The organism is Gemmatimonadota bacterium (assembly GCA_016719105.1).
GTDB lineage: Bacteria > Gemmatimonadota > Gemmatimonadetes > Gemmatimonadales > Gemmatimonadaceae > SCN-70-22.
This window is the reverse complement of record JADKAQ010000008.1, coordinates 342,352-357,410: the sequence shown is the minus strand read 5'-3', so window position 1 is coordinate 357,410 and position 15,059 is coordinate 342,352. Positions and strand designations below refer to the sequence as shown.

Genomic DNA, 15,059 nt, shown 5'->3' with positions numbered 1-15,059 from the left:
GTGGGTTGGCGACGAGGTCAGCGGGGCGGGAGGGCGCGACGGAAGTCCAGCAGCTGCTGGAAGGCCGTCGCGCAGAACTTGAGCAGCTTCCATCGACGGATGGAGACCGTGCCGGTCGCCCGATCGCGATGTGCAACGTCGAGGAAGGCAATCGAGCAGTTCACCCGCTTCATGTAGACGGCGAGAAAGAGCGACGGCGCGAGCGTCCCATCGGGGATGTAGCGCCTGGCGTCCTCCCAGATCCTTCGGCGGACGAGCTTGAACGGGACGTTGGCGTCGCGAATGCTCGTCCCGAACAGGAGCGTGAGGCAGACACCGATGATGCGGGTGAGCACCTTCCGGAACTGTGCGTCGTGGCGCACGCGCCGGATCCCGAAGACGCCGTCGAGCGGGGGGCCGCTCCCCGCGTGCGCCCGCGTCCACAGCGTCCAGAAGGCGTCGAGCGGGATCTGGTCGTCGCTGTCGACGAGGAAGACGTAGTCGCCATGCGCCTGCGCCAGGCCGCGCATGAGTGCCGTCCCGTGCCCGCCGTTGAGCGTGTGCAGGACCCGCACGCGAGGGTCGGCAGCTGCAATCTGGTCGAGGATGCTCCCCGTATGGTCGCGTGAGCCGTCATTCACGACGACCAACTCGGCGCCGGGGAGTCGATCGAGCACGTGCTTCTGCGCGGCCTCCACCGCGACCCGGATGCCATCGGCCTCGTTGTATGCCGGCATCACCACGCTGACCGGCACGGTCGTCCCCGACGTCATCGTCCCTCCGCGGGTGACCGGGAGAGCAACGCGGCGTAGTGACACCCCCACACGCTCACGAGCTGCCGCACCTCGTACAACCCTGCGACCGTCTGCCGGATGAGCGGCTTGGAGAACTGCTGCAGGTGCCACTCGCTCTGCCCTTCCTCGATTCCCGGGAACAGGAGGTCGAAAAGGCGCAGCGCGCGCAGGACATCCTTGATGACCAGCTTGGGGCGCTCGTTCGGGACGGTGATCACGAGTCGGGTCGCCGGGGTACAGATCGCGTGCACCTGCTGCAGCACCGCGCGAGGATCATCCACGTGCTCGAGCATCTCCGAGATGATGATCACGTCGAACTCACCGGGCGCGAACGGCAGCGGCTTGAGCGCGTCCACCTGCATGAACTCCGTACGGACCGCACCAACGCGGGCCGCCATGGCGCGCGCGTCCGTGAGTGCCGCCTCCGAGATGTCGGCTCCCACGCGGCGGGCGCACTCGGGGACTTGCACCAGCAGGTGGCCGCTCTCGCATCCGAGCTCGAGGACCGAGTCCCGCGGTTGCACCTGCGCCAACCGCATCACCGTTCGCACCCGGGCCGCGGAGATGGCACCGGCGATCCCGGACCCGTAGGGGTCGGGTGCTTGCTGTACATCGCATCGTTCCAGGCGGCCAGCTCTCGCTGGACCTCGGACTTGGTCGTGACGGTCATGACGGGACTCGTGGGATGCGGGCGGACATCGCGGCCTGGCATGCGGCCAGGCGATCGGGCTCCACCAGGATGTGCACGGTGAGGCGTGGCGTTCCTCGCGCGTCGTTCCACGCCGGCAACTGCGCGCAGACGACCTTCGCGGGGCGGCCGGGAACCGCCCAGACCTTGCGCTGCTGCAGCGGCTTGCCCGACGTGCTGTAGATCTCCAGCTGCGGCCGGAAGCGCTCCGACGCGCGCGGCCCCTTCACCTCATTGCTGGCCGGCAGCACGTGGCTCGTGAGCGTCACTGTCCCGGCCGTCCACCCCACCGCCACGCGATCCTCGGCGGGCCACTCACGGCTGATGCGATCGATGGCGCGCGAGATGTCGCGCAGGCCGTGCCCGCGGGTGTGGAGTTCGGGGACCACGCGCAGCAGGACCATCCCTAACGCGGCCGCTGCGAGGCCGCGTTGCAGCGTCGCGTTCCCGCGCAGCCGAACCGTCGGTGACCACACGGCGGCGAGGAGCGCGGCGCCGACGATCATCGCAGAGAGGAGGATCCCGCCCGCCTCGCCGTAGTTCCACGTGCGGCCAAGGCGCGCGCCGATGCCGATCATCTTCCACGCGCCGAACGGGATGAGATAGTACAGCACCACCAGCGCGACGACTGCACCGGCACCACCCATGGCGAGTCGGCGCGCACGTAGCGACTGCCAGGCGCTCTCCCCGAGCTCGACGGCGTGCGCCAGCGCGATGGCGCTGAGCATGGCGAGCGGCGGCACGAGGAAGAGGAAGCGGCGATCCTGCTGATAGCTCTGCAGCCCCATGACCCCGAGCCCGAGGAGCACCCAGAGCCAGGCGGCGACCTCGACGGCGGTGACGCGGCGACGGATCACACGGGCGATGCGCGCGGCGCCGAACGCCCCCGCCGCCACGAGCAGGTACCACTCGTAGCGGAAGAAGTTGTTGAGGCGGAAACCCAGCGGGGTGCCGAAGAGAAGGACGCGATCGGTGACGCGCGCGCCGAGCGCTTGGCCGTCCGACATCTGTTGCTGGAAGTGCAGCCAGACGTCGGCCGCGTACGGGCGCAGGAAGACCAGCCCCACGAACGCCACCAGGACCGCTGCTGTCGCTGTGTAGAGGGCGAAGCCGCGCCATTGGAACTGCCGGCGGGCGGCCGCGGACGGCTCTCGCACCCGATCGGCAATCCAGAGGGCGAGCCATGCCGTGGCGGCGATCGGGGCAAGGACGAGCCCGGGGGGCTTGGCCAAGAGCACGGCGACGACGGCGACTCCGCCAAGCGCCGCGAGCCACGCTCGCCCGCGACTCGCGAGCACGGCGCCGACCGCCGCGAGCATCAGCATGAGCTGGAAAGGCTCGGGATACGCGGCGCGGTCGTAGGCGAGCATCAGGACGTCGATGCCGGCAAAGGCCGCGGCGAGCAGTGCCGGAACAGCGTCGTGCTCGCGACGCACCAGGCCGAACACCAACACGGTCGACACGACGCCGCTCACGCCGCTCAGCAGGAACCCCTGCGCGTAGCCGAGTCCGAAGAGCCCGAAGACGGCACGCTGCGCGAGCGCATGCGCCGGCGCGGTCAGGATACCGAAGTTCCCGTCATCCATGAACCACTGTCCCCAGAGCAGGTGCTGCTTGGGGTTCTTCCACCAGGTCCCCGAGTCGGAGATGAACCCTGCATCGAGCTCAGGCATGGGATCCGAGCCGGCGGCGATGAAACGCAGCGCCACCACGAGCAGGAGAACCCCCAGCAGCCACAGGCGCTCGGACCGCGCTGTCAGGGAGGACCCTTGTGTCATTGCCTTACGAGGGAGGGGACCCGCGACGGAGATGCTGCAGAGGGGCGATACGCTGGCGAGTCACGCAAAGTCCATGCGTCACGCACCCATTCACCGCGGGGCGACGAATGTCACGGCCGGGTGCGCTTCCCGCACGGCGCGCGACCCAGCTTCGCACGCTGCCCATCGATCCTGCTCTAGTTGTTTATATCAGGACCGTACCAATCGGGAGACAACCGCTTCTCGCTAGGCAGTACATGCCGGGAAGGGCGAGTCGCTGCCGCGTCAGGTGTCGCGCGAGCTCAACGGTACGTCGTGCCTGACGAGCGATGGCCGCCGCCGCGATGTGTTAGGCGCGCAGCGAGGCGAGCGCATCCATGGCGCACGCCACGCGCGCATCGCCGACACCGTGCACGGACGCCACCGTGGCGCCCAACGACAGGAGCCGGTCGCGAAAGGCGCCATGCAGTCGATGGCGCGCACTCGGTTGGTCGCGCACGCCATCGGCGGTCCACGGAATGTCGGGTTCGCAGAGCAGGTACAGCGTCGCCAGACGTTCGCGCGCGGCCGTCATGATCCACGCCGGGCACTCGCCATAGTAGTGCTCGGCGTACACCGTCGTGCTGACGAGGTCGGTGTCGAGGACCACCGGGGGCCACTCGGCCCCCGGGCCCCAGGTCGTGCGCCACTCGGCCAATGCCTGTTCCTCTGCCGCCACCTGTCCGTGGGCAATCGGAGCGACATCGGCCGCGGTGAGCGGGCGGCGTACCTGTTCGGCGTAGTGGCGCGAGAACTCGGGGACCCACCGCGTGCCTAACGCGCGCGCGAGCTGTGCCGCGAGCGTCGTCTTGCCCGTGCTCTCGCTCCCGGTGACGACCACGCGCAGCGGGAAGGGCGCCACGTTCAGGGCGCGGCGCTGGCGCGCCGCGCGTCGTACGAGCGCTTCCAGTCGCGCAACCCCAGCACCGCGAGCAGGAGGAAGACGCTGTACTGGAAGGCGGTGAAGTTGAGGTGCTTGAGGGCGATGAACATCCACACGTAGACCACGTCGAGCACGATCCACAGCGCCCAGTTCTCGACGATCTTGCGCGTCATCATCCACTGCGCGATGAGCGAGAAGACCGACAGCGTGGCGTCGAGGTAGGGGAGCGAGGCATCGGTCGTGCGATGCAGGAAGGTGCCGAGGGCGACGGAACCGGCGATGCCGAGGGTCGCAAGGATCGCGGCCAGACGTGGTGTCACGCGCGAGACGTGCAGTTCGGACCGGTTCTCGCCGCCGAACTTCCATTCGTACCAGCCGTACAGGGAGAGGACGAGGTAGATGACCTGCAGCCCGGCGTCGGCGTAGAGTTTTTCGCGGATGAAGAGGATCGAGTACAGCCCGACGTTGATGATCGCCGTGGGCCAGCTCCAGATGTTCTCGCGCGTGCTGAGCCAGACGCTCACGAGGCCGAAGACGACGGCGGTCCCCTCGAGCGGGGTGAGCGACGCGAGGAGCGAGCGGAAGAAGTCGCCGGACATGGCGCAAAGCTACCCCGCCGCACGAGGGGGGGCGACCAGCGTCGCCGCCGGCCGGTGGGTTACAGCGGTCGCACGCGCAGGATCCGATCGTCCTGTGCCCCAGGCGTCCCGCGCCCGTCGCGATTGCTCGTCCCGAGGTACACGCTGCCATCGGCGCCGACCGCGATGGCGCGCAGGCGCCCGAAGGTCCCCTCGAACAGCGTCTCCTGGCTCGTCACGCTCCGGCCATCACCCGAGAGCACGAGGCGCCGGAGTGCGGCGCCCTTGAGGGTGGTGAAGAGGAGGCTGCCGCGCCAGGCGGGGATGAGGGTCGCGTCGTAGTACACCATGCCGGCAGGGGCAATGGTCGGCGTCCAGGTGGCCAGCGGCTCGGCGACGTTGTTCGCGGTGCAGAACGCACGCTCGTTAGGGCCGGCGTCGCCGTCGCACATGCCGCGGACGTCGGGCCAGCCGTAATTGCGTCCGCCCTCGATGCGGTTGACCTCGTCGTTGTCGCTCGGCCCGTGCTCGGTGGCGTAGAGGGTGCCGCCAGGTGCAAAGGCGAGGCCCTGCGGGTTGCGATGCCCCATCGAGTGGACGTACCCGCCCAGGGCATTGCCGGGGGCCGGCGCGCCGTCGAGCGTCATCCGGAGGATCTTGCCGCCCAGCGCGGTGCGATTCTGCGGCAGGGCGGTGTTGGCGGCGTCGCCCATGGTGACGTAGAGCAGCCGGTCGGGGCCTACGGCGAGGCGCGCGCCGTTGTGCACCGAACTCCCCGGCAGGTCGTCGAGCAGCGTCTCCGCGGCGCCTAACGCCGACCCGTTCCAGCGTAGGCGCACGACGCGGTTCCGCACGCCGCCGGCGCCCTGGTAGGTGTGCGCCAGGTAGACGTACGGCTGCGTGGCGAAGTCGGGGTGGAAGGCGAGCCCCATCAGCCCCCCCTCGCCGATCTCATTGACCGCCACCGTCCCCGCACGCGTCACGGCGCCGGTCGTGGGGTTCACACGCGAGACGATGCCAGGGCGCTCGGTGACCCAGAGCGCGCCGTCCGGGCCCCACGCCACCTCCCAGATCGTGTCGAAGCCGCCCGCCACGGTCGTCACCGCCAACTGGTTCGTGTTAGGCGGCGGCACGCAGCACACCGTCCCGCCCTCCACGTCGCATGCCGCGACGGAGACGAGACACAGGGCGGCGGAGAGCACGGCGGCGAGTCGCACGCCGCCGAACCGCCCGAACCCCTGACGTGTCCGCACCCACCGTCCCCACCGGGCGACGTCCATGGCCTTTGCCTCGTGATCTCGAGTCTGCATCCTTATCGTCGGCGTGCGGGTACAAGTTCCACCGTGCCGCCGCCCATGGCCGTGACCGGGCACACCTCCGTCTCTTCTCCCGCGCACATCGAGTGCTCGATCTCCCCCTCGTGTCGCCGCATCGCACGGCCCGGCGTGGTACGTCCTGGCTCGGGCTCCTGACCGCCGGAGCGCTCGCGGCGACGCTGCCGGCGTGTGCGGTCCTCACGCCCCGTCCCGCCGTCCCCACGCCAGCCGACTCTGCCCTCGCGCGCGGCGTATTGGAGGAGGCGCTCACCGACTACTGGCGCACCGCCCTCACGCGACGCTACGAACTGGCACTGGCGAATGGAGTGCGGGTGAATCTCCTCCCGGACTTCTCCCAGGAGAGCCGGAAGGCGGACCTGCGCCTCGCGCAGAACGTGAGCCTCACGCTGGACGCACTCGACGTCTCCGCGCTCTCGCAGGAAGAGTACCTCACGTCGCTGGCATTGCGATGGGAGATGGATGCGCAGGCCGAAGCTGTCGCGTTCTACCAGTCGGACTTCTCGCTCCTCTCGCCGGCGACGTCACCGGTACGCAACCTCACCGAGGTCTACCGACTCCACCCGCTCACCGCCCAGGGAGATGCGGAGCGCTACTTGTACTTCGTCGAGGCCTTCCCGTTCGTCCTCGAGCGCATCACGACGGGGCTCGAGGAGCGGCGCGCGCGTGGTTATGTCGCGCCACGCGAGATGGTCGAGTCGGCGATCGGCTTCTTTCGTTCGCTGCGCGCGCTCGGCGTCGAGGGGCCGTGGCGCCTCGCGCCCGAGCGCATGACGGCCTTCGATTCGGTGCAGCGTCGCATTGTCACGACGGAGATCTCGGCGCTCGTCACGCTGCGCATTCAACCGGCGCTCGACTCCTTCGTGGCGTACCTCGAGGGGACCTACCGCCCCGTCGCTGCCGCACGCCCGGGGCTCTGGCAGTATCCCGGCGGCAAGGAGTTGTATCGCCACCTGCTGCGTCGGTACTCCTCGCTCGATGTGCCGCCCGAAGAGGCGCATCGCGTCGGGCTGGGCGAGCTGCGCCGCATCGACTCCACCATGACCGTGCTGCGGCGCGGTCAGCGCTGGAATCCGAGCGCAACGGCCTTTCACGATTCGTTGCGGCGGGCCACGCCCGTGGCGCCCTCCCTTGCGGCGGTCATCGACAGCCTGGAACAGCACCTCGAGCGACTGGAGCCCGTGCTTGCGGCGCAGTTCGCCGTGATGCCGGCGTCCGATGCCGTGGTGCGTGCGGCCACGCCGGCCGAAGCGTTGCTGTGGCCGGACGGGGTCTACCACGCCGCCAACGCCATCGATCCGGTGGGGCAGTTGCTCCTGACGGAGCGCTGGCGTGCGCCCGCGGTGCAGTCCGTGCTCGCGTCCGCCGCGTATCGGTGGCTCATCCCGGGGCGCCACCTCGAGGCGGCGATGACGCGCGGCAACCCGTCCATTCCGGGGTTCCGGCGCCAATTGGAGACGCCAGGCTACGCCGAGGGCTGGGCGCAGTACGCCGCGTCACTCGCCGGCGAGATGGGGATGTACGCGCGGCCGCTCGACGCCTACGGCCGCCTGCTCGACGAGGGGGCGGCGACGGCCTATCTGGTGATCGACACCGGGATCCACTACCTCGGCTGGTCCACTTCACAGGCGCGGGCCGTCCTGGGGCGCTACCTGCTCGCCCCGGACGCGACACTGGATTCGCTGGTGGTGGAGCGCGTGATCAACCGCCCCGGGCGCGCCGGGGCGGGGGCGCTTGGGGCCCGCGAGATGGCGGCGATGCGCGCCTGGATGCAGGGGGAGCAGGGGACGAACTTTTCCGCGCGCGATTGGCACGGCGAGGTGTTGTCGTTAGGCGAACTCCCCCTGCCGATCGTCGGGAGCCACCTGGAGTGGTGGCTGTACGACACCGCGCGCCGACGGGCCGCGGCGGCCAAGGCGGCGGCTGAGCAGGCCGCGGAAAAGGCCGCCGCCGACAAGGCCGCGGCAGAGAAGGCCGCGGCAGAGAAGGCGAAGAAAAAGCCCGGCGCGCGATAGGACGGTCGAGCCACACGCCGCGCGCGCTATTCGAGCGAGCTGACCACCTCGGCGCCCGCCTGTTGCAGCCACTGCATCGCCCCGCGATAGTCGTCGTGCACCGCGAGCACGAGGAGGTCGCCCTCGCGCGCGACGGCCAACGCCAGCTGCAACGCCTCGCCTTCGGTGTCGGTGCGGCGCAGCGCGTCCACGCGGGCTCCGGCGGCCACCAGCGCGCGCGCCAGCCGCTCGCGCGTTTCGAAGGCGGGGCGCCCGCGGCGGTACTTGGGGAGCTCCTTGAGGATCACGAGATCGGGACGCTCGCTCCACACGGCGTTCGCCATCTCGTCCAGCGCACCGTCGTCGCGATCCCCCGCCTGCCCCACCACCACCACGCGTCGCGTGGCGGGGACGTGCCTGAGCGCGTGCCAGAGGGCGTACCATCCATCGGGATTGTGCACGAAGTCGACCACGAGGCGGGCGCCACGATAGCGCAGGAGCGAGAGTCGCCCCGGATTGTCCTCGGGGCGCGCGCCGAAGCGCTGCAACGTGTCGCGCACTGACGATGGTGCCACCCCCAGCGCCAGGGCGGCCGCGCTGGCCGCAAGGGCGTTGGCGATGTTGTACCTGGCGGCCCCTCCCAGGGTGATCGGCATGGCGGCGATGTCGCCGAGCGACTGCTCACCGGCAGGACCAACCGCCCAGAGGGCGCCGTCGCGCACGAGGCACCCCTCGCCGCCGGCGGCGCGGTGCGCCGCCACCACTCGGCTCGAGGCGTCGAGCGAGAACCAGCTGATCGGCGCCTGCACGGCGGGGGCGAGGGCGACGAGCATGGCGTCGTCGGCGTTGAGGACGAGGCGACCGCCCGGGACAAGCGCGCGCGCGACGATGAGCTTGGCTTCGGCGAGCGTACGCAAGTCGTGGATGCCGTATTCTCCCATGTGGTCGGCGCTCACCTGCGTCACGACCGCCACGTTGCACCTGTCGGTGGCGAGCCCGCGGCGGAGCATGCCGCCGCGCGCCGTTTCCAGCACCGCCGCGGTGACGCGCCGGTCGCGCAGGACCAGGCGGGCCCCCACGGGGCCGGAGTAGTCGCCGTGGTCCAGCATCTCCCCCGCACACCAGACGCCGTCGGTGGAGGTGAGGCCGGTGACGTGGCCGGCGTCGGCGAGCATCGCGGCAATGAGACGCGTGGTCGTCGTCTTGCCGTTGGAGCCGGTGACGAGGGCGACGGGGATGTCGTGGACCGCGCGCCAATCGACGCGCCCTGGCAACGGCAGGGCGGTGAGGGCGTAGCGCGCGCTCCCCGCCCCGGCCCCGATGGACGCGCACTCATCGTCGTAGGTGAAGGTCACGCCGCGCGCGTGTGCCTCGTGCTGCAGGGCGACCAGCGCCGGTCGCGCCTCGTGCTGCCGGTGCACCATGAGCCGCGCCACGGCGTCACGCCGATCGGGGGCGACACCGCCCGCGACCACGCACTCGGCCGCCTGCCACGCCCGTTCGTTGACCTCGGTCGCGGTGAGCAGCGCGTCGACGGGGGCGGAGAGGAAACACTGCGCCCCGCCCGGATGCGGGCGCACGATCGCCTCGGCGTCGTGCCACCCCAGGCGCGTGGCGAGTTCGAGGGCCTCGGTGCGCCACGCCAGCAGCAGCGGGGCGCACTCCTCGTCACCACACCGCACGTCGAGCACCGCTCCTTCCCGCGAGGAGAAGAAGTTGGGGCCCATGAGGCGCCGGGAATCGACGATGCGGTCGGTCAGGAGACTACCTGCGGAATGCCAGAGGGATCAATCGTCCTGCTCGCGCGCGATGTGCACGCCGCGCTCGTCGCGCACGAGCACCACGTCATCGCCAAGTGCGGGGAGCGGCGTGGAGCCGTCCTCGTCGGTGCGTGGGGCGCTGAGCGCCGCCTGGGCGGCGAGGAACTCGCCGGTCGAGCGCAGCACGGCCTCGACGGATTCGCTGGCCGCCGAGCGGAAGTGCACGACCTGCTTCCAGCTGCGGGCGAGCGCGTCGGCGAAGAGCAGGACCAGGTCGCCCGGGCGGGCCATCTGCAGCGCGGCTTCGATCGCCTCCTGTTCATCGGCGATGAGTGAGACCTTATCCTCGGCGATCCCCTCGGCCAGGAGGGTGTCGCGGATCAGGCGCGGCACCTCGTCGCCATCGCGCCCGCGCAGGTCGTCGTCGCGCCGGCAGATGTAGTGATCGAAGTTGCCCTTGGCCGCCACCTGGCCGATCTCGACGATGTCCTCCGTGCGGCGATCGCCGGGGCCGGCCACCACGCAGATGCGGCGTCCCTTCACGTCGAGCCGCCTGACGAGTTGGCACACCGAATCGACGGCCGCGGCATTGTGGCCGTAGTCCATGATCACCTTGAACGGGTGCTCATCGAAGACGTTGAGCCGGCCGGGGGCCTGATAGAAGGTCGTGTGGAAGGTGCGCAGCCCGTTGCGGATGTCCTCGAGGCGCACCCCCATCGAGAAGGCCATCGCCGCGGCGAACATCGCGTTCTGCACGTTGAACGTCGCCTTCCCTTCCATCGTGGCGGGGATGAGGTGCGTCCAGAGCAGCGGGATGTGCGCGCCCCGGTCGTAGAGCGTGATCATCTGCCCGTTGATCCCCGCCTCGAGCGCGATGGCGCGTCCACCGGCGCGGATGTGCTCGCGTACGAGTTCGTGCTGCGGGTTCATCGTCACATAGCAGACCGACTTGGCCTCGGTGTAGGCGGCCATGCGCAACACGCGCGGGTCGTCGGCGTTGAGCACTGCGGTGTCGCGCGCGACCTCGGCGATGATGCGCTTGACCTCGGCGAGTTCGTCGAGCGTCTGGATGCCGCGCAGCCCGAGGTGATCGCTCTGCACGTTGAGCACGGCGCCGACGTCGACATGGCGCACCCCCATGCCGGCGCGCAGCAGGCCGCCACGTGCAACCTCGAGCACGGCGACGTCGACCGAGGGGTCGCTGAGTACCATGCGTGTCGCCACGGGGCCGGTCATGTCGCCGGCGACGGTGCGCTGCCCGTCAACGTAGACGCCGTCGGTGCTGGTGAGGCCGACGCAACGCCCGGCGAGTTTGTGGATGTGGGCGAGCATGCGCGCCGTCGTCGTCTTGCCGTTGGTCCCGGTGACGGCGGCGATGGGGATGAGCGAGGGCGAGCCGGCGGGGAAGAGCATGTCGACCGTCTTGCCGGCCACGTCGCGCGGCTTGCCTTCGCTGGGGGCCATGTGCATGCGATAGCCCGGGGCGGCATTGACCTCGCAGATGGCGCCGCCAATGTCCTTGTACGACTTGGTGATGTCGGGGGTGAGGAAGTCGACGCCGCCGACGTCGAGCCCGATCGCCTTGATCGCCCGCACTGCCATCTCGACGTTGTCGGGGTGCACCTGGTCGGTGACGTCAGCGGCGGTGCCGCCGGTGGAGAGGTTGGCCGTCAGGCGCAACATCACCACCTCGCCGGCTGGCGGGACCGAGAAGCGGGAGTACGACTTGGTGTCGAGCAGGCGCGTGGCCTCGTGGTCGATCTCGATGCGCGTGAGCACCTTTTCGTGCCCGATGCCGCGCCGCGGGTCGGCATTCACCTCGGCCACCAGCTGCTCGATGTTCTGCACGCCGTCGCCCACCACGTGTCCGGGCATGCGCTTCGAGGCGGCCACGAGCTCGCCGTTGATCACCAGCATGCGATGGTCGGCGCCGGTGATGAACGACTCGACCAGGACGGAGCGCGAGTGTTCCTTGGCCTTCTGGAAGGCGGTGCGCACCGACTCCTCGTCCTGCAGGAAGATCGAGACGCCGCGCCCGTGGTTGGCGTTGTAGGGCTTGACCACCACCGGATAGCCGATGCGGCGTGCGGCCTGCACGGCGCCGTCCTCACTCTGCACCAGGCGCTGCTGCGGCACCGGCAATCCTAACGAGGAGAGGATGCGGTTGGTCTCCTCCTTGTCCGAGGCCAGCTCGACGGCAATGTGCGACGTCTGCGACGTGACGGTGGCCTGGATGCGCTTCTGGTACTTCCCGTAGCCGAGCTGGATGAGGGAGAAGTCGTTGAGGCGGATCCACGGGATGCCGCGGCGTGCGGCCTCATGCACGATGGACGCGGTGGAGGGGCCTAACGCGCGGCGCTGCGCGTAGCGGATGTACTCGTCGCGCGCCGTCTCCCAGTTCCACGCTGCGTCGAAGTCCCGCGGGCGCAACTCCGTCGGGAGCAACGAGTGCAGCAGTGCCAGCGCCAGGTCGGCGGCCTCGTTCCCCACCTCAGCCTGCTCGTATTCGAAGACGACGTCATAGACGCCGGGGCGGTCGTCGATGGAGCGCGTCTTCCCGAAGGTGACGTCCTCGCCGGCGATGTTCTGCAGCTCGATGGCGACGTGCTCGAGCACGTGACCGAGCCACGTCCCCTCATCCTCGGACATGCGCCGGATGAACCCCCCCGCTTCGCCGTAGCTGCACCCATGCTCGTGCAGCCCCGGGAGGCGCTCGACGAGGGCGTCGATGAAGCCCTGGCCGAGTCGCATGGTCGGCCAGTGCTCGACGTCGCCCAGGTCGACTTCGAGGCGAATGACCGGGAAGTGGGCGTAGATGCTGGGGCCGACGAAGGTGCGGCGGTCTGAGATGCGCATGGGACGGGAGACGGGAGACAGGAGACGGGAGGCGGGGAGGGCGAGCGTCGCAACCTCTGCTCTCGTTCCCCCGCTTCCCTTCTCGTTAGGGCGACGCGCGCCGGATCAGGTCGACGACGACGGCTACTCCGACGGCTGCAGGCTTTCGACGCTCGCCTTGCGCGTGTGGAGGTTGTACGTGGCGCCGTGCGTGAGGATGTGGAGCTGCACACCCACGAGCGATATCGGCTGCCCGCGGTCGGTGTGGTCGGCGCTCGAGTATTCCACGCGCGAGGGGTCGATGCAGGTGATCCCGCCGGAGCCGCGGATCTCGATCACCTCGTCGGGACCGATGAACGCCGCGGTGTCTTCGTCGAGGCCGAGGCCGACGGCGAACGGGTTGAGCGCGAGCGCCATCAGGAGGCGCCCGAGGCGGTCGCGCTGCCGGAAGTGCTGGTCGATCACGACGCGATTGGTGAGGCCGAGCCCGGGGGCCAGCGTCGCCATCCCGACCTTCGGGGTCGGTCCTTCCTCGCCGAAGGCGATCATGTGCTCGGAGAGAAAGGCGGCGCCAGCCGACGTCCCCGCGACGTGCTGTCCGGAGGCGTTGCGCCGCCGGAGCAGCTTGGCGACCGGAGTACCGCCCAGGGTGGTCGAGAGCTTGAGCTGGTTGCCGCCGGTGAGAAAGACGCCGTCGGCGCGCTCGAGCACCTCGAGGAAATCCTCGTCGTCGGCATCGCTCCGCCGTTCGATGGCGACGGCCTTGGCGTCGCGGGCGCCGAGCTTGAGGAAGAGCTTCTCGTAGTCGCGTCCGGTGGACGACTCGGACGACGCCGTGGGGAGGATCGCGATTCGCGCCTGACGCCCACCGCAGAGGTGAACGAAATGCGTGAGGATGTCGGAATCGCCGATCCGCCCACCGATGGGGATGATGTAGCCGCGAGTGAGGTCGGCCGGGACGCGCGCAGGAGACAAGATCAGGACGGGAGACGGGAGACAGCCAGTTCCTGCGAACGCAGGAAGGAGACCGGCGTGGAGGGGGCGCGAGCGCGCCCTCCATCACCCTGCAGCGCAAGCTACCGGGGGCGGGGTTGGTTGGCGAGGCAGGCACCACCACGCACAAAATGGTGGTGGCGGCCGGCGCCTAATGGAGCATGGCAGGCGTCGCGTAACCCTCGATTCGTCCCTCCGACATCGACAACGCCGTGGGTGAACGGCAGTTTCGTCGCCCCGCGGAACGACGCAGGTCGCGCACGTCTGCTCGTTCCTCCGCCTGTCCCACCCGTCCGCCGTCTCCTCCCTGCGGTCGCAGGGCCACGACTTTCTCCTGTCTCACGAGAGGTGTTTCATGTCGACCAACCCGTCGTATCGCGGCCGCTTTGTCTGGTACGATCTCATGACCTCCGACGCCGCGGGCGCCCAGGCCTTCTATCAGGCGGTCGCTGGCTGGGGGACCGAGGGATGGGGGCCACCGGAGTCGGTCTACACGATGTGGACGGCGAACGGGAAGCCGATCGGCGGGATCGGGCCCAAGACACCGGAGGGGATCCCGCCGCACTGGATGGGGCACATCGGGACCCCGGACATCGAGGCCACCGTCGCCCTGGCGCCGACGATCGGCGGAAAGGTGCTGATGCCGCCGAGTCCCATTCCGACGGTCGGCCGGTTTGCGATTCTGCAGGATCCGTCTGGGGCGACCTTCTCGGTCTTTCAGGCAGAGGCCGAGGCGCCGGGCCATGAGGGACCGGCCGAGCTGGGCGAATTTTCATGGGTCGAACTGGCGACGACTGACATCGATGCTGCGCTCGACTTCTATGGAAAGCTCTTCGGGTGGACGCTGAGCAACGACATGGACATGGGCCCCCTCGGCACGTACCGGGTCTTCGCGCGGAACGACGAGATGATGGGGGGGATGTACAACATCCACGAGTCGATGCCGATGCCACCGTCCTGGATGTACTACGTGCGTGTCCCGGACCTCGACGCCGCGGCGGCCAAGGTGGCGGAGCTGGGCGGGACGATCATCCAGCCCCCGATGGACATTCCGGGCGGGCGGATCTTCATGGCGACCGATCCGCAGGGGGCGGCGTTCGCGGCGCACTGGTCGCCGATGTAGCGAGCGGTTTCCTCCCCGCCATACGACAGGCCTGACAAGCGGCCGGCACTTCGGGCGTGGCCCCGCGGTGCCGGCCGCGGTAACTTCGCGCACCCGGTGCCGGGGCGTGTGCAGCGCGTCGATCGGGGCTCGACGGATGGTCGATGGGGCGCCGCTGCCGTTTGTTGCCTCCCACCTCGCTTAACTGTCTGTTCAAGGCAGAGCCTGCCCTTGGTCGCAACTTCAATAGCGGCAACGGGTAAGGGGGCGACTGGTGTCGCGGTGGACGGCGTGTGGCGCCCTCCGCCTGCGGCCGACTTCAG

General features: G+C 69.7%; 11 protein-coding genes. 2 read left to right on the top strand and 9 right to left on the bottom strand.

Annotated features, from left to right (window positions below):
• Positions 1 to 17 precede the first annotated feature (17 nt).
• The 6 genes from IPN47_12000 to IPN47_11975 form a co-directional block, all read right to left on the bottom strand.
• On the bottom strand, positions 18 to 752 hold the full coding sequence (locus tag IPN47_12000) for a glycosyltransferase family 2 protein (protein MBK9408748.1): 735 nt from the start codon (positions 750 to 752) through the stop codon (positions 18 to 20).
• The gene (locus tag IPN47_11995) at positions 749 to 1,498 is read right to left on the bottom strand and encodes a class I SAM-dependent methyltransferase (protein MBK9408747.1); all 750 of its coding nucleotides are present in this window, start codon (positions 1,496 to 1,498) and stop codon (positions 749 to 751) included. Before IPN47_11995 ends, IPN47_12000 begins: the two co-directional genes overlap by 4 nt.
• Positions 1,440 to 3,239, bottom strand: coding sequence for a glycosyltransferase family 39 protein (locus IPN47_11990; GenBank protein ID MBK9408746.1), 1,800 nt, complete (start codon positions 3,237 to 3,239; stop codon positions 1,440 to 1,442). Before IPN47_11990 ends, IPN47_11995 begins: the two co-directional genes overlap by 59 nt.
• Before the next feature lie 328 nt (positions 3,240 to 3,567).
• Positions 3,568 to 4,119: an ATP-binding protein gene (locus IPN47_11985; protein ID MBK9408745.1), complete on the bottom strand. Its 552-nt coding sequence runs from the start codon at positions 4,117 to 4,119 to the stop codon at positions 3,568 to 3,570.
• Between the two features lie 2 nt (positions 4,120 to 4,121).
• The gene (locus tag IPN47_11980; protein MBK9408744.1) at positions 4,122 to 4,739 is read right to left on the bottom strand and encodes a nicotinamide mononucleotide transporter; all 618 of its coding nucleotides are present in this window, start codon (positions 4,737 to 4,739) and stop codon (positions 4,122 to 4,124) included.
• A gap of 59 nt (positions 4,740 to 4,798) precedes the next feature.
• Positions 4,799 to 6,028 (bottom strand): PQQ-dependent sugar dehydrogenase, encoded by a 1,230-nt coding sequence (locus tag IPN47_11975; protein MBK9408743.1) that lies wholly within the window; start codon positions 6,026 to 6,028, stop codon positions 4,799 to 4,801.
• A 110-nt stretch (positions 6,029 to 6,138) separates the two neighbouring features.
• Between IPN47_11975 and IPN47_11970 the strand changes: the two genes are divergently transcribed.
• The gene (locus IPN47_11970; protein ID MBK9408742.1) at positions 6,139 to 8,067 is read left to right on the top strand and encodes a DUF885 domain-containing protein; all 1,929 of its coding nucleotides are present in this window, start codon (positions 6,139 to 6,141) and stop codon (positions 8,065 to 8,067) included.
• Between the two features lie 26 nt (positions 8,068 to 8,093).
• On the opposite strand, the gene IPN47_11965 is transcribed toward IPN47_11970, so the two are convergent.
• From IPN47_11965 to IPN47_11955, 3 genes are all read right to left on the bottom strand, one after another.
• Complete coding sequence (locus IPN47_11965) at positions 8,094 to 9,773, bottom strand: Mur ligase (GenBank protein ID MBK9408741.1); 1,680 nt, start codon at positions 9,771 to 9,773, stop codon at positions 8,094 to 8,096.
• A gap of 60 nt (positions 9,774 to 9,833) precedes the next feature.
• Entirely contained in the window at positions 9,834 to 12,662 is a 2,829-nt protein-coding gene (cphA, locus tag IPN47_11960) for a cyanophycin synthetase (GenBank protein ID MBK9408740.1), read from the bottom strand.
• Positions 12,663 to 12,785: 123 nt separating this feature from the next.
• Entirely contained in the window at positions 12,786 to 13,616 is an 831-nt protein-coding gene (locus tag IPN47_11955) for a cyanophycinase (GenBank protein MBK9408739.1), read from the bottom strand.
• A gap of 373 nt (positions 13,617 to 13,989) precedes the next feature.
• On the opposite strand from IPN47_11955, the gene IPN47_11950 reads away from it, so the two are divergent.
• Positions 13,990 to 14,757, top strand: coding sequence for a VOC family protein (locus IPN47_11950; protein ID MBK9408738.1), 768 nt, complete (start codon positions 13,990 to 13,992; stop codon positions 14,755 to 14,757).
• Positions 14,758 to 15,059: the final 302 nt, after the last annotated feature.

Bases quoted from the DNA above. Each gene is read 5' to 3' on its own strand.
- IPN47_12000 (MBK9408748.1), bottom strand. From the start codon at position 752: ATGACGTCGGGGACGACCGTGCCGGTCAGCGTGGTGATGCCGGCATAC.
- IPN47_11990 (MBK9408746.1), bottom strand. From the start codon at position 3,239: ATGACACAAGGGTCCTCCCTGACAGCGCGGTCCGAGCGCCTGTGGCTG.
- IPN47_11980 (MBK9408744.1), bottom strand. From the start codon at position 4,739: ATGTCCGGCGACTTCTTCCGCTCGCTCCTCGCGTCGCTCACCCCGCTC.
- IPN47_11975 (MBK9408743.1), bottom strand. From the start codon at position 6,028: ATGCAGACTCGAGATCACGAGGCAAAGGCCATGGACGTCGCCCGGTGG.
- IPN47_11965 (MBK9408741.1), bottom strand. From the start codon at position 9,773: ATGGGCCCCAACTTCTTCTCCTCGCGGGAAGGAGCGGTGCTCGACGTG.
- cphA (MBK9408740.1), bottom strand. From the start codon at position 12,662: ATGCGCATCTCAGACCGCCGCACCTTCGTCGGCCCCAGCATCTACGCC.
- IPN47_11950 (MBK9408738.1), top strand. From the start codon at position 13,990: ATGTCGACCAACCCGTCGTATCGCGGCCGCTTTGTCTGGTACGATCTC.